Raw genomic sequence first — 22,830 nt, forward strand, 5'->3', positions numbered from 1 at the left:
CGTGACCTGGTGATCGGGCAGCTCGGTTGGCGGTTTAGGCATGATATGGGCTCCTGAACCTCGGGCTCTGAAATCGAGTTTAACTCACTGAGCCGGTGTATGGATTCAGGTTGACACACAGGGAGGGCCGCAGACCAACGGCCAGACAGAAGGTGGCTTCGGCGAAGACGAGCAGCCTGAGCCGGGCACGCCGGAAACGGGCGACGAGGATGAGGAAGATACTACTTGGTAACTACCTGGTAATAGCCAATAGGTAACGATTCTTTCTTACACTTTTAAACTCTATCGAAGTGCGGCACATAGTTCTTGCTCTCTTGTATGTGTCGCACTTTGATCTGCTGATAAAACGCCTGGGGATTTATGCTTAACAACGTACGTCCGCTGCTACTGTCCTCGCTGTCTGCTGCCTGCATTGTTGCGCTAGCCGCCTGCAGCAGCCATCCGGATAGCCCGGAGCCGAGCCCGCGAGCGAGTGAAGGCCCTGCTCAGGAAATGCCGGACCGGACCGGCGGAGCCGGAGCTGGCCAGCCGGGCCAGTCGAGCCAGTCGGCACCCCTTAGCCGGCCGGGAGCGCCTGCCCAGTCGGACCGGCCGGGCCAATAGCTTTCCTCTTGTCATAACGTTCCAATGCGCTCTGCCGGTGGCCCATTAACGCCGGAGTGCGCATCCCGCTCGCCGGTATTGGTATTTCTTGCCGCGCGTGTTGCGGGCTTCCCTTAGGGTGCTTATCATTAGCAGGTTTTCTCTCCTCTCCTGCCTCCCAAGGTTTGTGCCATGCGACCCTTCAACGCCCCTGCCTCCCGGCCCCGCTCTCTTCGGGTCCGCCGGCGGTTTCTTGCTGCCTGTCTGCTGTGTTTTCCCGCTTTTGCCTTTGCCGACGCCGGACCGCTCGATCTGACGCTCTCGGTGGCCGGCATCGCCTCGGTGGTGATTTTCCTGCTGGCCTACGCGCTGGTGATGAGCGAAGAAATACTGCATATGCGCAAGTCCAAGCCGGTGCTGATCGCCGCCGGGCTGATCTGGACGCTGGTGGCGTGGATGTACATGCGCGCGGGGCTGCCGGACGTGGCCGAAAACGCCTTTCGCGAAACCCTGCTGGAATACACCGAGCTGCTCTTGTTTTTGCTGGTGGCGATGACCTACATCAACGCCATGGAGGAGCGCCGGGTGTTCGACAAGCTGCGCGCCTGGCTGGTGTACAAGGGCTTCAGCTACCGCAGCCTGTTCTGGATTACCGGCGTTCTGGCGTTCTGGATTTCGTCCATTGCCAACAACATGACCACGGCCATGCTGATGTGCGCGGTGGTGCTCAAGGTCGCCGAAGGCGACAACAAGTTCATCAGCCTGTGCTGCGTCAACGTGGTGGTGGCGGCTAACGCTGGCGGCGCGTTCAGCCCCTTTGGCGACATCACCACGCTGATGGTATGGCAGGCCGGGCAGATTCCCTTCGGCGGCTTTTTTGCTCTGCTGATTCCGGCCATCGTCAACTTCATGGTGCCGGCGCTGATCATGAACTTTTTCATCGTCAACCAGAAGCCGGCGTCGCTGACCGAAACCGTCTGGCTCAAGCGCGGTGCCCGGCGCATTGTGCTGCTGTTTTTGTTTACCGTGGCGATTTCGGTGCTGTGCCACTCGGTGCTCAACCTGCCGCCGGCCATGGGCATGATGTTCGGCCTGGGGATGCTGCAGTTTTTCGGCTACTACCTGCGCCGCAGCCTGCCGCGCTCGCTTGAACGCAAGCGCGAGCGCTACTCCCGCCGCGGCGACTGGCGCAAGCTCGAGCAGCTGGGAAGCGTAGTGCCATTCGATATCTTCAGCCGGATAGCGCGCTCGGAGTGGGACACCCTGCTGTTCTTCTACGGCGTGGTGATGTCGGTGGGCGGCCTTGGGTTTCTGGGCTATTTGAGCCTGCTCTCCGAAAGCCTCTACGGCGGCGGCCATCCGGCGCTGGCCAACGTTATCCTGGGCATGATTTCCGCCGTGGTGGACAACATTCCGGTGATGTTTGCCGTGCTCTCCATGGCCCCGGATATGTCCGAGGGCAACTGGCTGCTGATCACCCTGACCGCCGGCGTCGGCGGCAGCCTCCTGGCCATGGGCTCGGCGGCGGGCGTGGCGCTGATGGGCCAGGCCAGGGGCATTTATACCTTTGCCGTACACCTGCGCTGGATGCCGGCCATTCTGCTCGGCTACGCCGCAAGCGTCGGCGCGCACCTGCTGGTCAACGCCTCGATGTTCTGAGCGCTGCCCTAGCGAATTGCTTCCCGGCCGCCGTGGCCGCTGGCGTGGAGGCACTGGTCGTGGTCGCTTAGCACTTCCACAATGCGGCACTCCTCCACTCGGCCGCCGGCGCACTGGGCCACCATCCTTTTCAGCTCGTCGCGCAGGGCGGAAAGCCGCTCAATCCGCGCTTCCACTTCTTCCAGGTGGCGCTTGGCGATGGCGTCGGCGTGGTCGCAGGGCATGTCCGGATGATCGGCCATGCCCAGCAGCTCGCGCACGGCCTCCACCGAAAAGCCGAAATCCCGCGAATGGCGGATAAACGTCAGCCGACGCAGAGTGGCGGTGCTGTAGCGGCGCTGGTTGCCGGCGTTGCGCGCGGGCTCGGGCAAAAGGCCGATCTGCTCGTAGTAGCGCACGGTCTGCACCTGGCAGCCGGCCCGGCTTGCCAGCGCGCCGATGCTGAACGTCTCCTGTTCCTGCATTTTGCCTCCCGACTCGCGTCTTCAACCGGATGGTGTCACCGGATTTTGCCACGGATATTGAACCTATAGTGGCTTTAGGTCCTATTTTGAACGTAGATACCCGGAATGCAAGGCCAGTCGGCCGGGAGAATGTGAATGACGCTATCTGCTAGCGAGACCCTGAACCCCCGCGGCGCCGAAGGCGGAAAGACGCCGTACGAGCGCTTCCGCGTGAGCGGCATGGACTGCGGCGGCTGCGAGCGCAAGGCGGTGGCGGCCGCGTCTCGCGTAAAAGGTGTGGTTGATGCTGAGGCCAACGCCGCAGCGGGCACGCTGGATGTGTTTTTTGAAGGGAAGACGCCACCCGATGAGGCAGCCATCGATCAGGCGATGCGCGGGCTGGGCTACGAGGTCATTCACGACGAACGGACGTCGTCTGCGGCCGGCGCTACGCCGGAAACCGCCTGGTGGCAAAGCGCCAAGGGCAAGCTGGTACTGGTCAGCGGCGCGCTGCTGGCGGTGGCGGCCGTGCTCCATCTGTTCTGGCCCGTGCTTGGCGACTGGCCCTTCGTGGCGGCGACCCTGGTCGGGCTTTACCCCATTGCCAGGTCGGCGTGGCAGGCGCTTCGCGTGGGCGAAGTATTCACCATCGAATCGCTGATGACCATTGCCGCCGCCGGGGCGCTGATCATCGGCGCGGCGGCAGAGTCCGCCGTGGTGGTGGTGCTGTTTGCCGTCGGCGAGCTGCTGGAGGGCGTGGCCTCGACCCGGGCGCGGCGGAGTATTGCCGCGCTTTCCGACCTGGCGCCGGCGACCGCCCGGCGGCTTGACGGCGAGGAGGTCACCGAAGTCGCAGCGGAAACGCTGGCCCCGGGGCAGCGCGTGCTGGTCCGCCCGGGGGATCGAATGCCCTGCGACGGCCGCATTGCCGAGGGCGGCTCTTACCTCGACGAGTCGCCGGTCAACGGCGAGGCCGAGCCGCGCTACAAGAGCGCAGGCGAGGAGGTGTTTGCCGGCACCATCAACCGCGACGGGGCGCTGACCGTAGAGGTCACCCGCCGCTCCGAGGACAACACCATCGCGCGTATCATCCGCCTGGTGGAAGAGGCTCAGGCGGCCAAGGCACCGGTGGCGCGTTTCATCGACCGCTTTGCCCGCTGGTACATGCCCGCGGTGATAGCGCTGGCGCTGGCGCTTGCCGTGCTGCCGCCGCTGGTAGCGGGCATGGCGTGGTCGGAATCGGTCTACCGGGCGCTGGCGCTATTGCTGATTGCCTGCCCCTGCGCGCTGGTGATCTCCACGCCCGCCGCCATTGCCGCGGGGCTTTCCAGCGGGGCCCGGCACGGGCTTCTGATCAAGGGCGGCGCGGTGCTCGAAAGCCTGGGCAAGCTCAAGGTGATCGCGCTGGATAAAACCGGCACGCTCACCGCCGGTGCCCCGGAAGTCACCGACATCGACGCCTGGCAGGGTGCCGCCGAGGACGACGTGCTGGCCTTTGCCGCTGCGCTTGAGCGCGAATCCGGCCACCCCATCGCCGCCGCCATTGTCAGCCAGGCCAAGGCGCGGAGCCTTGCGCTGCCGGCGGTAGAAGGCGGCCGGGCGCTGGCCGGCGCCGGCGTCAGCGGGCGCATTGGCGGCGAGGAGGTGATCCTTGCCAGCCCCGGCTACGCGGCGAGTATCGCCTCGCTCAGCGACGCCGACGAGGCGCATATCCAGGCGCTTGAAGAGGATGGCAAGACCGTCACCGTGCTGGTGAAAGCGGGCGTGGCCGTGGGCGCTATCGCCCTGCGCGACGAGCCCCGGGAAGATGCCCGCACAGGGCTTGATGCACTTTCCCGGCTGGGCATACGGGCGGTCATGCTGAGCGGCGATAACCCCCGCAGCGCGGCGGCGATCGGCAAACTGCTGGGCATCGAAGCCCACGGCGGGCTGATGCCCGAAGACAAGGCTGCCCGGGTAGCCGAGTGGCGAGAGGCAGGCGAAGGGCCGGTGGGCAAGGTCGGCGACGGCATCAACGACGCCCCGGCGCTGGCGGCGGCAGACGTAGGCGTTGCCATGGGTGGCGGCACCGACGTGGCGCTGGAAACCGCCGACGCCGCGCTGCTCAAGGATCGGGTGGCAGGCATCGCCGAGCTGATTCGGCTGTCCCGGGCGACGCTTGCCAACGTCAAGACCAACGTGGCGCTGGCGCTGGGGCTCAAGGCGATCTTTCTGGTGACCACGGCGCTGGGTATCACCGGGCTATGGATCGCGGTGATGGCCGATACCGGCGCCACCGTGCTGGTGACGCTTAACGCCATGCGCCTGCTGCGCCACCGGTTTTAACCGGCGGCCGCTTTTAGCCTTCGCTTTGCCGGGCGGTCGCGGCGATATAGCGCTGCATGACGTCGAGGGTTTCATCGCTTACGTGGTGTTCCATGCCCTCGGCGTCGATGCGGGCAGCGTCGTCGCTCACCCCCAGCGCGCGCAGGAAATGCAGCACGATATCGTGGCGCTCCCGGGACTGGGACGCCATGGCCTTGCCCGCCCTGGTGAGAAACAGCGAGCGGTACGGGCGGCTGGTGACCAGCTCAAGCTCGTTGAGCCGGCGGATCATCTTTGACACCGTCGCCTGGCTGACCCCCATGCGCGCGGCGATATCCGCCGCCCGAGCTTCCCCGCGATGGGTCAGCAGATCGCCGATCAGCTCGACGTAGTCTTCGATCAGTTCGGTTTCATGGGCCTGGCGCACCGTGGCGTACTGGCGCGCGTGCTGCTCGACCGGCGGCAGCGCGTCCACGCTTGCGCTGTGGGCAAACGCCCCTTGGGGCTTGAAATCATGACTCATGAAAACAGCAGCGTCTCGACATGAAAAGTGGGTGTGAACGGCATAAAGCCGAACCCATGGTAGCGCATTTTGCCATGAAGCCGTAAGCCGGGCCCGGATACCGAAGATAGCGCAAGCTTTTCTTGTGTTTGGCGGGTCGCCTCTCTAAACTTAGCCAAGGCTTACTTTCTGACTGTACGCTAAATATTGGCTCGTTGAATATTTGTACAGTAAATACGCTTGCTCAGGAGACCCCCATGAACACCCGCTATGCCGCCCCGCTGCTGGCAATGGCGCTGGCTGCCCCGCTGGCCCACGCCGAACCTGAAAAGGCACCGCTCAACGTGGTGACCACCATCGGCATGATTGCCGACGTTGCCAGCGAGGTCGGCGGCGAGTGCGTGGCAGCGGAGCCCATGATGGGCCCGGGGGTCGATCCGCATCTTTATCAGGCCAGCGCCAGCGATGTGAAAACCCTGCGCAATGCCGACCAGATCCTCTATGCGGGCTATTCGCTGGAAGGCCAGCTGGGCGAGGTGCTGGAAAACTTCTCGCGCCGGAAAACGACCGTAGCCGTATCGCCTGAGTCCATCGATCTTTCCCGGATGCTCACTGCCGACGACGTTTACGGCATTGATCCCCACGTGTGGATGGATGTCTCGCTCTGGGCCCAAACCGTGGACACCATCGGCGAGACCTTCATCGAGGCCCGCCCCGAGTGCAAGGACAGCATTCAAGCCAACGCCGAGGCCTACACCGAGCAGCTCGGTGCGCTGCATCAGTGGGTGAAGGAAAGCGTTGAAACCATTCCCGAAGAGCAGCGCATTCTGGTCACCGCCCACGATGCCTTCAACTACTTCGGCCGCGCCTACGGCATCGAGGTGGAAGGTATTCAGGGCATCAGCACCGATACCGAAACCGGCATTGCCGACATTCGCCACATGGCCGACACCGTCATCGAGCGCGAAGTGCCGGCGGTGTTTATCGAAAGCACCATTAATCCGCGCACCGTCCAGGCGGTGATCGACTCGGCGGAACAGCGCGGCCACGAAGTGGTGATCGGTGGCCAGCTGTATTCCGACGCCATGGGCAAGGAAGGCACCGCTGACGGTACCTATATCGGGATGCTACGTGCCAACACCCAGGCCATTGTCGAGGCCCTGGGCGGCGAGGTAGCCCCGCTGCCGGACGCCCTGGCGTCCTGGGCCGAGCGCTGGGACCTCGACGAAGCGTAAGCGAACAGCACAACAGGGGTATCACTATGGATTCCGCCGTCAAGGTCAAGCATTTGACCGTGAGCTATCACAACAAGCCGGTACTGTGGGACGTCAATCTTGACGTTCCCGCCGGGGTCATGGCCGGCATCGTCGGCCCCAACGGAGCGGGCAAGAGTACCTTCATCAAAAGCCTTTTAGGGCTGGTGCCGCCGCTTTCTGGCAGCGTGAGCTTTCACGGCCGGTCGTACAAGGCCCAGCGCAAGCGCATCGGCTATGTGCCCCAGCGCTCGAGCGTGGATTGGGACTTTCCCACGACCGTGCTCGACGTGGTGATGATGGGACTTTACGGCCGTCTGGGGTGGATCAAACGCCCCGGCCGCCGCGAGCGCCAGGAAGCCTTTGACGCGCTGGACATGGTGGCCATGCAGGATTTTGCCGACCGCCAGATCAGCCAGCTGTCCGGCGGCCAGCAGCAGCGGGTGTTTCTCGCCCGGGCGCTGGTGCAGCAGGCGGATATCTACTTCCTCGACGAGCCCATGGCCGGGGTGGACGCCACTACCGAGCGGGCGATCATCGACATCCTGCGCCGCCTGCGCGACGCTGGCAAGACGCTGATCGTGGTACACCATGACCTGCAGACGGTGACCAGCTACTTCGACTGGCTGCTGATACTCAACGTCCAGGTGGTTGCCTCGGGTCCGGCGAAGGAAGTATTTACCGGCGAGCACCTGAAGCGCGCCTACGGCGGCCAGATTGCGCTGCTGGATGAAAGCCATCGGTTTGCCGGCGGCGTGGCCGACAAAGAGGCTGCGCCTACGGCTGACGACCCCGCGGCAACGCAGGACCCGTCCTTCACGGCATCGTCCTTCAAGACACCGCCCTTCACGGCAATAGAGCGCGCGAAATAACTCATGTCCTGGCTATCGATTCTGGGTGACTACACCTTTCAAAACGTGGTTATGGGGGCGGCGCTGCTGGGTATCATCAGCGGCGCTCTGGGCAGCTTTGCGGTGCTGCGCGGGCAGAGCCTGCTGGGCGATGCCATCTCCCACGCCGCGCTTCCCGGGGTGTGCCTGGGCTTCATTGTGGCCGGCAGTCGCAACATGGGCAGCATCATGGTCGGCGCCATGATCACCGGCGGGCTGGCGGCCCTTTTGATGCTGGCGCTGACGCGCCTAAGCCGGCTCAAGACCGACGCGGCGCTGGGCACCTGCCTGAGCCTGTTCTTTGCCATCGGCGTGGTTCTGCTGACCTATATCCAGGGGACCGACAACGCCTCCCAGGGCGGGCTGGATGCCTTCCTCTTCGGCCAGGCGGCGGCCACCCTGCGTTCGGACGTCTGGTTCATGGGCGGGATTACCCTGGTGGCTCTGACAGTGCTGGCCGCGCTGTGGAAGCAGGCCAAGCTGGTGACGTTTGACGCCGAGTTTGCCCGCACCCTGGGCATGCCCGTGACTCTGATCGACGTGATGCTGACCACCATGATCACCCTTGCGGTGGTGGTGGGGCTGCAGATGGTCGGCGTGGTGCTGATGGCCGCCATGGTCGTGGCCCCGGCCGTGGCCGCCCGCCAGTGGAGCCGCCATCTGGGCGGCATGGTGGTGATTGCCGCCGGCGTCGGGGTGATCAGCGGTATTACCGGCGCCACCATCAGCACCCTGGGCCGGGGGCTTGCCACCGGGCCGCTGATTGTCCTCAGCGCCTCGGCCATTGTGCTGGTGTCGCTTGCCGTGGCGCCCGGCCGAGGCATTCTCTGGGAATCCCTGCGCCTGGTGCGCCAGCGCTGGGCGCTGCACAAGAACCAGATTCTTTACGTGCTTTACCAGACGCGCCTCGAGCAGGAAGAGCACGAGCGCAGCCCCTGGCTTAGCCGCAGCGCCTTTACCGCTTTTGCCCTTTACCGCCTGAAGCGCCAGGGGCTTTTGACCGCTACGCGCCCTGAGGCAGCGGCGGGCAAGCCCGCCCGTCAGTGGCGGCTAACCCCTAAGGGCGTTCGTGAGGCGAAGCAGGTCACGGCGATGTTCAACGCGGCTTAACGGCATTTTTACCACCCGGCACTTTTACCACAGGGGCCATCATGCTTGAGGCATTTTTCAACAATATCGAGCTACAAATCATGCTGGTGGGGGCGATGGTGGGCACTGCTTCCTCGATGGTGGGCACGTTTCTGGTACTGCGCGGCAACAGCATGCTGTCCGACGCCATCAGCCACTCCATCGTGCTCGGCATCGTCGTGGTATGGATGCTGACCCACCACCAGAGCGGCCCGGTGCAGCTGATCGGCGCGGCCCTTACCGGCCTTTTAACGGTGTTTCTCACCGAGCTTCTGGCCAGCTCCAAACGGATGAAGCAGGATGCCGCCATCGGGCTGGTGTTCCCGGCGCTTTTTTCCATTGGCGTACTGCTGCTTAACGTTTACGCCCACGACGTGCACATCGACACCCACACGGTTTTGCTGGGCGAGATCGGCTTTGTGTGGCTGGATACCGTCAGCGTGCTGGGCTACCACATTCCCCAGGCGGTGGTTTCCATGACCATCATGCTTACGCTCAACCTTGCGTTTATTGGCCTGTTCTTCAAAGAGCTCAAGCTTTCCACCTTTGACCCGGCGCTGGCCAAGGCGCTGGGCTTTGCCCCCGGCTTGATGTTCTACGCGCTTTTGATGCTGACAAGTTCCACCGCCGTTGCCGCCTTTGACGCCGTGGGTGCGGTGCTGTTCATCGCCTTTGCCATCGTCCCGCCGGCGGCGGCTTACCTGCTCACCGACCGCCTCTGGCTGATGCTGGTGCTGGGCGCTGTGATTTCCACCGCGGCAAGCGTGAGCGGCTACTTCATCGCCGTGCACTGGGACGTGTCCATCGGCGGCATGATGGCGGTAATGACCGGGGTGTTTCTGCTGCTGGCGTTTATCGCCGGGCCGCGCTACGGCGTGGTTAGCCAGCGCCTGCGTCGTCAGCGTGCCCGCGGCCTCGCCGACAGCCGCGAATCCGCCTTGTATTGACCCTGAAACCGCGGCAAGGCGCCGCCCGGCATTTTCCGGGCCTGGCGTTGCCGGTATACTACCGCGATAGACTCGCCCGGGCGTCACGGCTGACCGTCGCCGACGCCGCCGCGCGCAGAGGCTCGTGCAGGTTTCAACGATAATACAACGAGGTAATGAGAGTGGATTCCAAGCTAATCAAAAGCGGTCTGGCGGCATTGGGCGTGCTGGTAAGCGTTGCCGGCGCCCAGGCCGAAGTGGACAAGGACGCCATTGCCGAGCGTCTGGCGCCGGTGGGCGAGGTCTGCCTGGCAAGCCAGGACTGCGGCTCTGCGTCGGCAGAGCCCGCCGATAGCAGCAGTGACGACGGCGGCGCGGCCGACGGCGAAGAGATTTACGGCAACGTCTGCACCGCCTGTCACGACACGGGAGCCGCCGGCTCGCCGGTGCGCGGCAACGAAGAAGACTGGGCCGATCGGGTCGACAAGGGCTTTGACACCCTGCTGGATCACGCCATCAACGGTTTTAACGGCATGCCGGCCAAGGGCGGCAACCCCAACCTTAGCGATGACGACATGCACGCCGCCGTGGCCTACATGGTCGAACCGGTAATGGACGTGCCCGACGACGATGCCGCAGCGGAGGACGCGGCGCAGAGCGACGAGTCGGCCGAGGATAAAGCGGCTGAAGACGGCGCATCCGAAGAAGAGGCCGTCGCGGCCGAAAGCGCCGACGAAGGCGGTGAAGACAGCCAGGCCGATGACGGTGCCGGCGGCGATGTTGCCTGGGCCGACATCGACGGCGAGGCCATCTTCAACCAGGCCTGCATGGCCTGCCACGCTACCGGGGCTGCCGGTGCGCCGATTTCCGGCAACGCCGAGCAGTGGGCTTCGCACATCGAGAAGGGCATGGATACGCTTTACGACCATGCGATCAACGGCTTCAACGCCATGCCGCCCAAGGGCGGGCATGCCACCCTGTCCGACGACGAGGTCAAGGCTTCCGTTGACTACATGGTGGAAGAGTCGCAGTAACGTAACGCCATAGCGGTATCGCGCCTGACCCCGCAGAGCCGGTTTTATCCGCCGGCCCTGCGGGGTTTTTTGTGCCCGATCATCAGTCCAGAAGCGAGCGCAGCCCGGCGATGGCGCTTTGCCCCCGGGCCTGCTTTTTCTCCGGGTCTTCCTTGTCGGGGCGGCCTTCCCACTCCAGATCCTCTGCCGGCAGCTCGTCGAGAAAGCGGCTGGGGGTGCAGTCGGAAAGCTCGCCGTAGGTCTTGCGCTGGCGGGCAAGGGTCAGCGTTAGCGTCCGGCGCGCCCGGGTAATGCCCACGTAGGCAAGGCGGCGCTCTTCCTCCACGGTGCCGTTTTCCACGGCGTTGCGGTGGGGCAAAAGATCCTCTTCCAGCCCCATGAGGTAGACGTGGGGAAACTCCAGCCCCTTGGAGGCGTGCATGGTTAAAAGCTGCACGCGGTCGGAGTCGTCTTCCTCGGCCTGCTGTTCGAGGATGTCGCGCAGCACCAGCCGGGAAATGGCGTCTTCGACGCTGTCGGTCTGGGTCGCCGTCGAGTCGGTGCTGTCGGCGTCGTCGTCTTCCGGCTCGCGGTCGAGGGATTTTTCCAGCTGGTCGATCAGCGTCCACACGTTGGCCATGCGCCGCTCGGCCACGGTCGGGGCGCTGGCGTTCTGATACAGCCAGGCCTCGTAGTCCATCTCCGTCATCATCCGGCGAATAGCGGCGATGGCGTCGCCCTCGTCCATGCGCCGGCGGGTACCGTCGATAAAGCGGGTAAAGCGCGCAAGCCTTTCCACCGCGCGCTCGGGCAGGGTTTGCTCGAGACCCATTTCGTGGCAGGCGGCAAACAGCGAGGCTTCGCGTTCCGTCGCATAGTTGGCGAGTTTCTCAAGCGTGGACGGGCCGATCTCCCGGCGGGGAACGTTGACGATGCGCAGAAAGGCGTTGTCGTCGCCGGGGTTGATCAGCAGGCGCAGGTAGGCCATGGCGTCCTTGATTTCCCCCCGGGAGAAAAACGAGGTGCCGCCGGAGAGCTTGTAGGGGATCTGGTAGTGCTGCAGCTTAAGCTCCAAAAGCCGCGCCTGGAAGTTGCCCCGGTAAAGCACGGCGAAGTCCCGCCAGGCGGCGGACTCCTTGATCCGGCGGGTGAGGATCTCGCTTGCCACCCGCTCGGCCTCGGCCTCTTCGTGGCGGTTGACCACCACGCGGATGGCCGCGCCGTCGCCCATTTGCGACCACAAGGTCTTTTCGTAGACGTGGGGGTTGTGGGCGATCAGCGCGTTGGCCGCGCGCAGAATGGTGCCGGTTGAGCGGTAGTTCTGCTCCAGCTTGACCACGTTGAGCCGGGGGAAATCCTCGCCCAGGGTGACGAGGTTTTCCGGCCGCGCGCCGCGCCAGGCGTAGATCGACTGGTCGTCGTCGCCGACCACGGTGAAGGTCTGGCGTTCGGCCATCAGAAGCTTGACCAGCAGGTACTGGCTGACGTTGGTGTCCTGATATTCGTCCACCAGCATGTAGTGGATCCTGCGCCGCCAGCGGGCCAGCGCCTCGGGGTCGTCGCGCAAGAGCACCACCGGCAGCAGGATCAGGTCGTCAAAGTCCACGGCGTTGTAGGCGCGCAGGTGGCGCACGTAGGCTTCGTACACCCGGGCGGCGTAGTGGGCGTCGTCATCGGCGGCGTGGGACAGCGCCTCGCCGGGCAGCACCAGGTCGTTTTTCCACTGGGAGATCATGCCCTGTACGGCGTTGATCGCCTCGGCGTCGACCTGGGCGTCCTTGTCCATCAGGTCGCGCAGCAGCGCCTTGGCGTCTTCGGGGTCAAACAGCGAAAAGCCCGGCTTGTAGCCCAGCGTCTTGAGCTCGCCGCGGATGATGTTGAGCCCCAGGGTGTGAAAGGTCGAGACCGTAAGCCCGTGGCCTTCCTTGCCCTGTAGCATCCCGCCCACGCGCTCCTTCATCTCCCGGGCGGCCTTGTTAGTGAAGGTCACCGCGGCGATGCGCCGGGCGCTCATGCCGCACTCCTTGACCAGGTAGGCAATCTTGGTGGTGATCACGCTGGTCTTGCCCGAGCCGGCACCGGCGAGCACCAGGCAAGGGCCGTCGATGGCGCGTACCGCTTGTTGCTGGCGGGGGTTCAGGCCGCGCAGGCGCTGGGCAATGCTGGGGTTCATCGGGGACTCCTTGGGCATCACGGTAGTGACCGCCCGGGCAAAAAACGCGTCGCGCTGGCAGGGGCGTGTTGCCGGCTGCGATAATCGGCGCCGTGACTTAACTAGGCGAAAGGTCAACGAGGCAAAACACATGTTCGAGATTGCGCTGTTCGAGCCGCGCATGGCACCCAATACCGGCAACATCATGCGCCTGGCGGCCAATAACGGCTGCCGGCTGCATTTGATCGAGCCGCTGGGGTTTGATCTGGAAGAGCGCAAGCTGCGCCGGGCGGGGCTGGACTACCGCGATGCGGCCAACGTCACCCGGCACGCGGATTTTAGCGCTTTTATGCGCGCCATGCAGGGGCGCACCGTGTGGGCGCTGACCACGCGCGGTACGCGCTTTTATACCGACGCCGCCTTCGCCCCGGGGGACGTTTTGCTGTTCGGCTCGGAAACCGCCGGGCTTTCCGCCGAGGTTCATCAAAGCCTGCCCGGCTCGCACAAGCTGCGCATTCCCATGCGGCCCAATAACCGCAGCCTCAATCTCTCCAACGCCGTGGCGCTGGTCAGCTTCGAGGCCTGGCGGCAAAACGATTTTGCCGGCGCGGTTGAGGCTCAGGCAGATATCAGCTGATGCCGTAGCGCGCGCGGTAGTCGCGGATGGCCTCGGCGTGGGGCTGCATCTCGGGGCCGGCGTGCTCTTCCAGGTACTCAAGCACCTGGTCCAGAGTGACGATGCTTACTACCGGCATACCGTAGGTGGCCTCGACTTCCTGAATCGCGCTTTTTTTGCCCTGGCCGCGCTCCTGGCGGTCCAGGGCGATGAGGACCCCGGCGGCCCGGGCGCTGTGCTCGGCGATGATATCCATCACCTCGCGCACGGCGGTGCCGGCGGTGATGACGTCGTCGATGATGAAGATATCGCCCTCAAGCGATGCGCCGACGATGCTGCCGCCTTCGCCGTGGGCCTTGGCCTCCTTGCGGTTGAAGGCGTAGGGCATGTCGCGGTCGTGGTGGTCGGCAAGGGCAGCCGCGGTGACCGCGGCCAGCGGAATGCCCTTGTAGGCCGGGCCGAACAGCACGTCGGCGGCAAGGCCGCTTTCCACCATGGCCCGGGCGTAAAAGCGCCCGAGGCGTGACAGCGCACCGCCGGTTTGAAACAGCCCGGCGTTGAAAAAGTACGGGCTGACGCGGCCGGACTTCAGCGTGAATTCGCCGAACTTGAGCACGCCCTGCTCGATGGCAAAGCGGATGAAATCGCGCTGATAGGGTTTGAGAGCGTGTTGGGGATCGGATGATCGGGGGGCAGCCACGGCACTCCTCGCTTTTTTGCTGGGGGGATTTACCCAAAGGTGGAAACGTCGGGTATCATACAGCAGCGACGCAAAAGGGACGATTTATGAAAATTGCCAGCATCAATGTCAACGGTATTCGCGGCGCCGTCGAGCGTGGGTTTCTGGACTGGCTGGCGCAGCAGGACGCCGATGTGGTCTGCGTGCAGGATACTCAGGTAAAAAGCTTCGAGCTGGGCGATCACATTCTTTATCCCGAGGGCTACGAAGGCTATTTTCTCGACGCCGAAGAAGACGGTTTTTCCGGCGTGGCGCTGTACTGCCGCAAGATTCCCAAAGCTATCATGTACGGCCTGGGCTTTCCCCAGTGCGACCACGAAGGGCGTTTTCTGCAGGCCGACTACGACCGCTTCAGCATTGCCACCTTCCTGATGCCCGACGGCCGCGACCAGCGCGCCAAGCAGCAGTTCATGGAACAGTATCAGGAATACCTGAGCAAAATGGCGCGCAAGCGCCGCGAATACATCATTTGCGGCACCTGGCACGTGGCGCACAAGACGATCGATCTGACCAACTGGTCCGACAACCAGCTGACCCCGGGCTTTCGCCCCGAGGAGCGCGCCTGGATGGACCATGTTCTCGGCCCCACCGGCTTTATCGATACGTTTCGCGAGATCAACCGCGACGCCAGCGAATATACCTGGTGGCCAAAGCTTGATCAGGACGTGCCCCGGGTGCGCCAGGAAGGGTGGCGGCTGGACTACCAGATGGTCGGGCCCAACTTTCGCCGCCACGTGGTCGACGCCTGGATCGACTACGACGCTACCTTCTCCGAGTACGCGCCGCTGATCGTCGAGTACGACCTGGCTTTATAAATTCAGCCGCGCATTTCCAGCGCTTCGCGCTGATAGCGGGTCAGCTGGCCGCCGGCCTGTTCGGCGAGGTCGAGCATGGCGTTGAGCTGGGTACGGCTGAACGCGCCCGCTTCGGCGGTGCCCTGCACCTCGATCAACCCGCCGGCTTCGGTCATCACCACGTTGGTGTCGGTGTCGGCGCTGCTGTCCTCGGCGTAGTCCAGATCCGCTACCGGCACGCCTCGGTATAGGCCTACCGAGACGGCGTTGACCAGCTGCCTGAGCGGGTCGGCCTTGATCTTTTTCTCCCGCTGCAGGTAGCGCAGCGCATCCACCAGCGCCACGCAGCCGCCGGTAATCGCCGCGGTGCGGGTGCCGCCGTCGGCCTGAATGACGTCGCAGTCCACGGTGATGGTGAACTCGCCGAGCTTTTTCAGATCCACCGCCGCGCGCAGGCTGCGCCCGATCAGCCGCTGGATTTCAAGCGTACGCCCGCCCTGTTTGCCCCGGGTCGCCTCGCGCCCGCCCCGGGTGTGGGTCGCGCGCGGCAGCATGCCGTATTCGGCGGTGACCCAGCCCTGGCGCTTGCCCCGCAGCCAGCGGGGCACGCCGGCCTCCACGCTTGCGTTACACAGTACTTTGGTGTCGCCAAACTCCACCAGCACCGAGCCCTCGGCGTGGCGGGTATAGTTCCGCGTTAGCCGCACCGCCCGGGGCTCGTCGGGCGCACGGTCGCTTGGGCGGATGACCTCGGGTTGAGACACCTTGCTCATGATGGGCTACCTCGTGGTTAGTCTGGATAGGTAAAGACGAAAATCGGGCCGGTCATTGTACATGCCTTGCCCGGTTCCGGCGGGATATCGGATAAACTGGCAAAAAATGAGGATTCGGGAGTCGATATGTCCGCTACAGCATCCGTTCACAGCATGACCGCCTTCGCCCGCGCCGAGCAGGCCGAAGGCTTTGGCACCCTTCAGATAGAGCTGCGCTCGGTGAATCAGCGCTATCTGGAGCCGACCTTCCGCCTGCCCGAGCCGCTGCGCGCGCTGGAACCGACCTTGCGCGAGGCCCTGCGCCAGCGCCTGGCCCGGGGCAAGGTGGAGTGCACCCTGCGCCTGGATACCGCGGAAGCCGGCCACGCCCCGGCGGTGAATACCGCCTACCTGGCCGAGCTTGCCCGCGCGCTGGAAGTCGTCCAGCGCGAAGTCCCCGGCACCGCCGCGCCCACCGCGCTGGACCTGCTCAACCAGCCCGGCGTGCTGGAAAGCGGCCGTCAGGATAGCGACGTCGTTCTCACCGCCGCCCGGTCGCTGTTCGAGCGGGCGCTGGACGAGCTGATTGAGGCCCGGGCCCGGGAAGGGGAAAAGCTTGCCGGAATGATTGCGACCCGGCTTGAGGGCGTGCGCCGCGAAGTGGCCGCCGTACGCGCGCTGATGCCGGAAATACAGCAGGCCCAGCGCGAAAAACTGCTGGAACGCCTGGATGCCGCCCGCACCGAGCTTGAGCCCCAGCGCCTTGAAGCCGAGCTGGTGCTGGTGGCGCAAAAAAGCGACGTCGCCGAAGAGCTTGACCGGCTGGATGCCCACGTCGAAGAAGCCCACCGCCAGCTCGCCGAGCAAGGCCCCAAGGGCCGCCGGCTGGACTTTCTGATGCAGGAGCTCAACCGCGAAGCCAACACTCTCTCGTCCAAATCCCTGGTCGCCGAGACCACCCGCCGCGCGGTGGAGCTAAAGGTGCTCATCGAGCAGATGCGCGAGCAGGTGCAGAACGTTGAGTGAGCGGGTGCCGTGTGGGTGGGGAGCAGACAGTACGATTAGGCCGCCCTCGGCCCCAGCATGATAATCGCCATGCCCAAAAGCGCCACGGCGGAGCCTGCCAGATCCCACGCCGTGGGTTTTATCCCATCGACAAGCCACAGCCACATGATCGCGGTAAAGATATAGACCCCGCCGTAGGCCGCGTAGACCCGGCCCGCCGCAGTAGGGTGCAGCGTTAACAGCCAGGCAAAGGCGGCAAGGCTCAGCGCCCCCGGAATCAGTAGCCAGGCCGTCTTTCCTTCCCGCAGCCAGAGGTAGGGCAAATAGCAGCCGACGATTTCGGCAAGCGCGGTAAGGAGAAACAGCCCCACGGTTTTACTATCAGGCAGTAACATTGGTTCCCTGGTCGTGTTATCAGGCATCATGCATATCATGAGCCAATCCAATGCCGTTAGCATACGCCGCCTTGCCGTCGCGGAGATACCCGCCGCCAGCGCGCTGCTGGGCCGGGGCATGCGCGATAACCCTACCCATATTCGGGCGTTCGGCAGTCAGCCGGCGCGCCGGGAGCGTGCGCTAAGCGCCATGTTTGCGCCCTTTATGCGTCGCCAGGCGGTTAACGGCGTGGTGCTGGGTGCCTTTACCGAGGATGAGCTTGTTGGCGTGGCCGGGCTTTCTCTGCCCGGCCGCTGCCAGCCGGCGCTTGCCGACAAGCTCCGCGCCCTGCCGGCCCTGTTTTCAGCCAGCGGCCCGGGCGGCCTGTGGCGGGTCTACCGCTGGACGCGGGTCTGGGCGCAGCAGGACGCCCAAATGCCCCGGCACGCCCACCTCGGCCCGATGGCGGTAGCGCCCAAGCGGCAAGGCCAGGGCATCGGCAGCGCGCTCTTTCAGCGGCTTTGCGACGAGCTGAGCGAGCGCCAGCTGGTCGGATACCTCGAAACCGATCTGACGGCCAACGTCCGGCTTTACCAGCGGTTTGGCTTTACTACCGTGGCCGAACAGCCGGTCATCGGGGTCAATCACTGGTTTATGCAGCGCCGCTTCGCCCGATAAATCGGCATCCCACAGACCCGGGTAGCCGGCGCCTTGCCCCTTAGCGTTGCTTCAGCTCTTCGGCCAGCTTTTCGCTGATCACCACGCCTTCTTCGGCGAACACGTCCTGGGCGACCTTCAGCGCGCTTAACGCGCGGGGGAAGCCGACGTAGGGGATGAGGTGGATGATGCAGCCGGCGATTTCGTCCGGAGTGAGGCCGACTTTCAGGCCGGTGACCACGTGCATGCCGATTTGCGGGGTCCCCTGGGCGACCAGCGCGGAAATGGTAGCCAGCACTTTCTGCTTGTTCTCAAGCCCCGGGCGCGAGTAGACGTCGCCGAAGGCGAACTCGACCACCATGCGGGTAAGGTCCGGAGCGATACCCTTGAAGCTTTCGCCGACTTCCATATGGCCGGTGGGCTTGCCGGCTTCCGGAGTGGTCAGCTCCTTGAGTTTGTCCATGCCCTGCTGGTAACGCTCGGTAGCCAAATCTTCCTCCTTTAGCACATTGAAATATGGCCCGATTGTGGTGGGTATGTGGGGCAAAGGCCAGCCGCTACATGCGCCCGGCCAGGTCGCCCATGATCCAGATAGTGCCGCCGGCCATGAGTGTCAGCAGCAGCAGCGAAAACAGGATGAGGTGCAGGTCCTCGCGTTTTTGCCGGCTAAGGTCGATGTGTAGAAAAAAGCGCACCTGCACGATCAGCTGAGCCACTCCCGCGATGGCGATAACGGCCAGCGTCGCAGGGCGGGAAAGCTCGATCCCCATGACGGCGATAAAGGCGACGGCGGTGAGAATCAGCGAGAGCAAGCCGCCAATCAGGTAGTGTTTCCGTTCACGCTGCCAAGCCGTGGATTTCATGCGACCCCCGCAAGAAACACAATGGAAAAAATACCGATCCATACCAGGTCCAGAAAGTGCCAGTACAGCCCCAGCATCAGCAATCGCGTTTTGACCAGGCCATTCAGCCCCAGCACGCGAATCTGAACCAGCATGACCGCGATCCATAGCAGACCCAGGGTAATATGCAGGCCGTGCAGGCCCACCAGAGCGTAATAGGCCGACAGCCAGCCGCTGCGCGAAGGCACGCCGCCCTCCTGGGCCATGCTGTGGAAATCGGCCAGCTCGAACCCCAGAAAAGCCAACCCCAGCGCGGCGGTAATGATCAGCCAAATCACCAGCCTGTAGCGCTGGCCGTTGCCATGCTTGAGCTGCAGGCTGGCCAAGCCGTAGGTCATGCTGCTCAGTAGCAAAAGCCCGGTCTGAACGGCGATGCTTGACAGGTTGAACAGCTCGTGGGGCCCCGGCCCGCCCGCCGTACCGTCGCGCATGGCCACGTAGGTGGCAAAAAGGATGCCGAAGATGATGAGATCGCTCATCAAGAAAACCCAGAAGCCGAAGAGCACAGGCTCCGAGCGCGTATGGGCCGTGCCGTGCGCGGCGCCCAGGTTGAGGCCGGGATGGAGAAGAGTATCGCGTGTCATGGCACTACATCCGCCGCGGCAAGGCCGCGGTTGCCAGGGGTGGTTTCTTCATCGCGGGTGACGGCGCGAGTGCTGGCCACCTGGGTAAGCCAGTCGCGATGTGCCTGCTCAAGCTCGGCCGCTGAAAGCGTATGCTGCGTATCGATGACAAGGCCGCGGGCGACCATGCTGGCGAGCATACCCAGCAGGCCCACCATGGCCAGCCACCATATGTGCCATATCAGCCCAAAGCCCATGAGAGTGCCGGCAACGCCTACCACCATGCCCATGGAGGTGGCCTTGGGCATCTCGATGTCTGTATAGCGCTGCGCCGGCTGATAGGGGTGGCCGGCTTCTTTCTCGACGGCGAAAGCGTCCCGCGAATGCACCCGAGGCGTGGCGGCGAAGTTCCACTCCCGGGGCGGGGCGGGAACGGACCATTCGAGGGTGCGCCCGTCCCAGGGGTCGCCTATGGGCACCGCCAGCCGCGCACGATCGCGAACGCTCACCCAGCCCGTCTGCAGCATGGTGAAAAAAGCGCCCAGCAGCGTAAGCGCGCCGGCCAGCGTGACCAGCATCCAGGGCACAAAGGCCGGGTCGCTGAAGCTCGCCGAGCGCCGCGGCATGCCCAACAGCCCCAGCCAGTAAAGCGGCAGAAAGGTAAAGCAAAAGCCGATGATCCACAGCCAGGCCCCGCGCTTTGCCAGGCGCTCATCCAGACGAAAGCCAAACGCCTTGGGAAACCAGTAGTGGATCCCCGCGAGCAGGCCAAACAGCGTGCCCGGGATCAGCACGTTGTGGAAATGGGCGACCAGAAACAGCGTGTTGTGTACCTGAAAGTCCACGGTGGGGTTGGCCTGAATTACGCCGCTCAGCCCGCCGATGACGAACAGAAAGAAAAAGCCCAACATGTAGATCATGGGGGCGGTGAGGCGTATGCGCCCGCGATAGAGGGTAGCCATCCAGTCGTAGATCTTGACCCCGGTGGGGACGGCAATAACCATGGTGGCAATACCGAAGGCGATATTGACGCTGGCGCTTTGCCCCATGGTAAAGAAGTGGTGTAGCCAGACGGTGAACGAAACGGCCGCGATGGCCATGGTGGCGAACACCAGCGAGGCGTAGCCGTAAAGACGCTTGGCCGCATAGGTAGCGGAAATTTCCGAGAAAACGCCAAACGACGGCAGCACCACGATATACACCTCGGGGTGGCCAAACATCCAGAAGATGTTGGCGTAGTTCATCATGTTGCCGCCGAGATCGTTGGTGAAGAAGTGAAAGTCCAGATAGCGGTCAAGGGCCAGCATGAGCGAGCCGACGGTGAGCGGGGGCATTCCGTAGACGATCATGATCGCTGTGCACAGGGCGGTCCAGGTAAACATCGGCATGCGCATGAAATGCATGCCGGGCGCACGCGACTTGTAGATGGTGACCGCAAAGTTGATGCCGGTGAGGGTGGTGCCGATGCCCGACAGCACAATCGCCCAGATCCAGTAGTCGGGCCCCACGCCGGGGTTGAAGTCGGCCCCCGTGTAGGGGGGATACGCCGACCAGCCGCCGGTTTCGAAGTGGCCCACCACCAGCGATACCATGATCAGCGCCGCCGCGGCGGTGGTTAGCCCCAGGCTGACCTGGTTCATCACCGGAAAGACCATGTCGCGCGCGCCGATCTGCAGCGGCACCACGTAGTTGATCAGGCCGATCAGCAGCGGCATGGCGACAAACAGGATCATGATGGTGCCGTGGGTGCTGAACAGCTGGGCGAAGTGCTCGGCCGACAGCACGCCGCCATCGAGCGCGGTGGCCTGGTGGGCGCGCATGACGACGCCTTCGGCCACGCCCCGGGCCATCATCACAAGCGCCAGCACGATATACATGATGCCGATTTTCTTGTGGTCAACGCTGGTCAGCCAGTCGCGCCACGCCCGGTCCCAGAGCCGGTAGCGAATCAGCACGCCGAGCAGGGCCAGCGCCCCCAGTACCACCGCGAGCCCTGCCCCGGCGGCCACGGCGCTGTCGATGCTCGGCTCGGCGATAAATTCGTGGATGAAAAAGCTCGACCACTCCAGCCGGCCGAATATCAGCTCATTCATTTTCGCCTCCGGCCCGGTAGGCGGGCGAGCCCGGCTGCTGCTGCGCCGTCAGCCCTTTGCCGTCGTGATAGCGGTTGATGATTTGCTGGAAAAGATCCGGGGGCACCGACGCAAACAACAGCGGCCCCGAGTCCTGCCCAGGCGCCAGCGCCTGGCGAGCCTCGGCCCGGGAGCCGCGTTTGGCAAGCCTGGCATAGGTGCGCTTGTTCAGCGCCAGCGGCGCGGTGCGGGCTTTGGCTACCCAGCCTTGCCAGTCGCCCTCGGGCAGGGCATGCACGGTAAAAAACTGCTCGGAGAAGCCCGCGCCGGTGTACTGGGTATTTTGCCCGCGGGTGGTGCCCGGGCGGTCGGCAATAAAGTTGAGCTGAGTCTGCATGCCCGCCATGGCGTAAATCTGCCCGGCCAGCGCCGGCACCATGAAACTTTGCATGACCGTATTCGTCGTCAGACTCAGCGACACCGGACGATCGACGGGCAGGGCCATTTCGCCCACGCTGGCCACGCCCTGCTCGGGGTAGATAAACAGCCACTTCCAGTCAAGCCCCACCACCTGAATATGCAGCGGGTCGACGCCCAGCGGCTTGTAGGGGTCGTATTTCACGGTATGGTGCCAAAGCCAGACGCTGAGAAAACTGATAATCAGCACCGGCACGCCCCACATAGCAATATCCAGCGGCTTGGAAAATGTCCAGTGGGGACGGTAGGTGGCGCGTTTATTGCCACGCCGATAGCGCCACAGGATCAGCGGCACGCCAATCAGCACCGGCATAATAGCGATCATGGTGATGCCGATGATATCCAGCAGATACTCACGCTCGGCATCTGCCACCGGGCCCAGCGGGGTAAGAAAGGAGTTAGCGCCCAGGGCACTGCCGGGCAATGAGCCCGGCACTATCAGCAGGCCTACCATGCCCAGGTAGCCAGCGGTATGCATCAACCCCTCATGCTTAGCGTTCATGGCTTGATAATCCTTGACCGCCGAAAAATGTGGCAGGTCGAACGAAGATCAAAAACAGTGTAGGGCGCTTTGCCGGCGCTTAGCCATGGCGTGGTAAAAGCCCCGGGCGTTTGGCGCCGGGGTAGCGGGGCGCTTACTTGAAGCGCGAGCGGGCCTTGTTGAAGGCGTCGCTGACCGAGCTCCAGGCGCGTTCGGCGCCGTCCTTGATGTCGTCCCAGGCGTCGTCGCTGGCGTCGCGCAGCCTGTCCAGCCTTTGGCGCATCTCATCGCGCTGCTCTTCCAGACGCTCGGCTTCCTGCTCCTGTTCCTTTTTGAGCTGGGCATCGGCCTCGGCGCTCCGGGCCTTGGCGCGGAGCCGATCGATCTCGGCCTGCCATTCATCCAGCTTGGCACGCAGTTTCTGCTCGTAGGCGTCGCGTTGGCTCATAAGTCGCTGTCTTCCTGGTCGGTGATCAGAGGGTAGAGGGTCAAAGCTTAAATGTGTCGAGCGTCGCTTTGACCATGGCAGTTTGCTGCCGGCATGG

General features: G+C 64.0%; 23 protein-coding genes. 11 read left to right on the forward strand and 12 right to left on the reverse strand.

The window, feature by feature from the left end:
• Window positions 1-774 precede the first annotated feature (774 nt).
• Window positions 775-2,241 (forward strand): sodium:proton antiporter NhaD, encoded by a 1,467-nt coding sequence (gene nhaD / locus RS027_RS08630; protein ID WP_311950969.1) that lies wholly within the window; start codon window positions 775-777, stop codon window positions 2,239-2,241.
• Window positions 2,242-2,249: 8 nt separating this feature from the next.
• On the opposite strand, the gene RS027_RS08635 is transcribed toward nhaD, so the two are convergent.
• Complete coding sequence (locus RS027_RS08635) at window positions 2,250-2,705, reverse strand: MerR family transcriptional regulator (RefSeq protein ID WP_311956128.1); 456 nt, start codon at window positions 2,703-2,705, stop codon at window positions 2,250-2,252.
• Window positions 2,706-2,840: 135 nt separating this feature from the next.
• Here RS027_RS08635 and RS027_RS08640 point away from each other — a divergent pair, with 135 nt between their 5' ends.
• Entirely contained in the window at window positions 2,841-5,009 is a 2,169-nt protein-coding gene (locus tag RS027_RS08640; RefSeq protein WP_311956130.1) for a heavy metal translocating P-type ATPase, read from the forward strand.
• Between the two features lie 13 nt (window positions 5,010-5,022).
• On the opposite strand, the gene mntR is transcribed toward RS027_RS08640, so the two are convergent.
• Entirely contained in the window at window positions 5,023-5,511 is a 489-nt protein-coding gene (gene mntR, locus RS027_RS08645) for a manganese-binding transcriptional regulator MntR (RefSeq protein WP_311956133.1), read from the reverse strand.
• A gap of 236 nt (window positions 5,512-5,747) precedes the next feature.
• On the opposite strand from mntR, the gene RS027_RS08650 reads away from it, so the two are divergent.
• The 5 genes from RS027_RS08650 to RS027_RS08670 all read left to right on the forward strand — a co-directional run bounded on the left by RS027_RS08650 (window position 5,748) and on the right by RS027_RS08670 (window position 10,721).
• On the forward strand, window positions 5,748-6,725 hold the full coding sequence (locus RS027_RS08650; RefSeq protein ID WP_311956135.1) for a metal ABC transporter solute-binding protein, Zn/Mn family: 978 nt from the start codon (window positions 5,748-5,750) through the stop codon (window positions 6,723-6,725).
• A gap of 26 nt (window positions 6,726-6,751) precedes the next feature.
• Window positions 6,752-7,615 carry a metal ABC transporter ATP-binding protein gene (locus tag RS027_RS08655; protein WP_311956138.1) on the forward strand — a complete coding sequence of 288 codons (864 nt, stop codon included), beginning with the start codon at window positions 6,752-6,754 and terminating at the stop codon, window positions 7,613-7,615.
• Between the two features lie 3 nt (window positions 7,616-7,618).
• Complete coding sequence (locus RS027_RS08660; RefSeq protein WP_311956141.1) at window positions 7,619-8,743, forward strand: iron chelate uptake ABC transporter family permease subunit; 1,125 nt, start codon at window positions 7,619-7,621, stop codon at window positions 8,741-8,743.
• A gap of 41 nt (window positions 8,744-8,784) precedes the next feature.
• On the forward strand, window positions 8,785-9,708 hold the full coding sequence (locus tag RS027_RS08665; protein ID WP_311956144.1) for a metal ABC transporter permease: 924 nt from the start codon (window positions 8,785-8,787) through the stop codon (window positions 9,706-9,708).
• A gap of 155 nt (window positions 9,709-9,863) precedes the next feature.
• Window positions 9,864-10,721 carry a c-type cytochrome gene (locus RS027_RS08670; RefSeq protein WP_311956147.1) on the forward strand — a complete coding sequence of 286 codons (858 nt, stop codon included), beginning with the start codon at window positions 9,864-9,866 and terminating at the stop codon, window positions 10,719-10,721.
• Between the two features lie 82 nt (window positions 10,722-10,803).
• Here the strand turns inward: RS027_RS08670 and rep are convergent, their stop codons facing one another.
• Entirely contained in the window at window positions 10,804-12,873 is a 2,070-nt protein-coding gene (gene rep, locus RS027_RS08675; RefSeq protein WP_311956150.1) for a DNA helicase Rep, read from the reverse strand.
• 130 nt (window positions 12,874-13,003) lie between these two features.
• On the opposite strand from rep, the gene RS027_RS08680 reads away from it, so the two are divergent.
• The gene (locus tag RS027_RS08680; protein ID WP_311956152.1) at window positions 13,004-13,489 is read left to right on the forward strand and encodes a tRNA (cytidine(34)-2'-O)-methyltransferase; all 486 of its coding nucleotides are present in this window, start codon (window positions 13,004-13,006) and stop codon (window positions 13,487-13,489) included.
• Here RS027_RS08680 and pyrE read toward each other — a convergent pair.
• Window positions 13,482-14,168 (reverse strand): orotate phosphoribosyltransferase, encoded by a 687-nt coding sequence (gene pyrE, locus RS027_RS08685; protein ID WP_311956154.1) that lies wholly within the window; start codon window positions 14,166-14,168, stop codon window positions 13,482-13,484. The genes RS027_RS08680 and pyrE overlap by 8 nt on opposite strands.
• Window positions 14,169-14,254: 86 nt before the next feature.
• Here pyrE and RS027_RS08690 point away from each other — a divergent pair, with 86 nt between their 5' ends.
• Window positions 14,255-15,022: an exodeoxyribonuclease III gene (locus RS027_RS08690; RefSeq protein ID WP_311956156.1), complete on the forward strand. Its 768-nt coding sequence runs from the start codon at window positions 14,255-14,257 to the stop codon at window positions 15,020-15,022.
• A 2-nt stretch (window positions 15,023-15,024) separates the two neighbouring features.
• Here RS027_RS08690 and rph read toward each other — a convergent pair whose 3' ends face one another.
• Window positions 15,025-15,774, reverse strand: a complete 750-nt coding sequence (gene rph, locus RS027_RS08695; protein WP_311956159.1) for a ribonuclease PH — start codon at window positions 15,772-15,774, stop codon at window positions 15,025-15,027.
• A gap of 126 nt (window positions 15,775-15,900) precedes the next feature.
• Between rph and RS027_RS08700 the strand changes: the two genes are divergently transcribed.
• Entirely contained in the window at window positions 15,901-16,779 is an 879-nt protein-coding gene (locus RS027_RS08700; protein ID WP_311956162.1) for a YicC/YloC family endoribonuclease, read from the forward strand.
• Window positions 16,780-16,814: 35 nt separating this feature from the next.
• Here the strand turns inward: RS027_RS08700 and RS027_RS08705 are convergent, their stop codons facing one another.
• Window positions 16,815-17,147 (reverse strand): YnfA family protein, encoded by a 333-nt coding sequence (locus RS027_RS08705; RefSeq protein WP_311956240.1) that lies wholly within the window; start codon window positions 17,145-17,147, stop codon window positions 16,815-16,817.
• A gap of 43 nt (window positions 17,148-17,190) precedes the next feature.
• On the opposite strand from RS027_RS08705, the gene RS027_RS08710 reads away from it, so the two are divergent.
• Entirely contained in the window at window positions 17,191-17,811 is a 621-nt protein-coding gene (locus RS027_RS08710) for a GNAT family N-acetyltransferase (protein WP_311956165.1), read from the forward strand.
• A 40-nt stretch (window positions 17,812-17,851) separates the two neighbouring features.
• Here the strand turns inward: RS027_RS08710 and RS027_RS08715 are convergent, their stop codons facing one another.
• The 6 genes from RS027_RS08715 to RS027_RS08740 form a co-directional block, all read right to left on the reverse strand.
• Entirely contained in the window at window positions 17,852-18,280 is a 429-nt protein-coding gene (locus RS027_RS08715) for a carboxymuconolactone decarboxylase family protein (RefSeq protein WP_311956168.1), read from the reverse strand.
• A 67-nt stretch (window positions 18,281-18,347) separates the two neighbouring features.
• Window positions 18,348-18,653, reverse strand: coding sequence for a cytochrome o ubiquinol oxidase subunit IV (cyoD, locus tag RS027_RS08720; RefSeq protein ID WP_311956171.1), 306 nt, complete (start codon window positions 18,651-18,653; stop codon window positions 18,348-18,350).
• Window positions 18,650-19,276, reverse strand: coding sequence for a cytochrome c oxidase subunit 3 (locus RS027_RS08725; RefSeq protein WP_311956174.1), 627 nt, complete (start codon window positions 19,274-19,276; stop codon window positions 18,650-18,652). Before RS027_RS08725 ends, cyoD begins: the two co-directional genes overlap by 4 nt.
• Window positions 19,273-21,348, reverse strand: coding sequence for a cbb3-type cytochrome c oxidase subunit I (locus RS027_RS08730; RefSeq protein WP_311956176.1), 2,076 nt, complete (start codon window positions 21,346-21,348; stop codon window positions 19,273-19,275). The genes RS027_RS08725 and RS027_RS08730 overlap by 4 nt, the downstream gene beginning before the upstream one ends.
• Window positions 21,341-22,306 (reverse strand): cytochrome ubiquinol oxidase subunit II, encoded by a 966-nt coding sequence (locus tag RS027_RS08735; protein WP_311956179.1) that lies wholly within the window; start codon window positions 22,304-22,306, stop codon window positions 21,341-21,343. The genes RS027_RS08730 and RS027_RS08735 overlap by 8 nt, the downstream gene beginning before the upstream one ends.
• Window positions 22,307-22,439: 133 nt before the next feature.
• On the reverse strand, window positions 22,440-22,733 hold the full coding sequence (locus RS027_RS08740) for a sll1863 family stress response protein (protein WP_311956182.1): 294 nt from the start codon (window positions 22,731-22,733) through the stop codon (window positions 22,440-22,442).
• Window positions 22,734-22,830 lie beyond the last annotated feature (97 nt).

The sequence above is a fragment of the Halomonas garicola genome, from assembly GCF_031935715.1.
Lineage (GTDB): Bacteria > Pseudomonadota > Gammaproteobacteria > Pseudomonadales > Halomonadaceae > Vreelandella > Vreelandella garicola.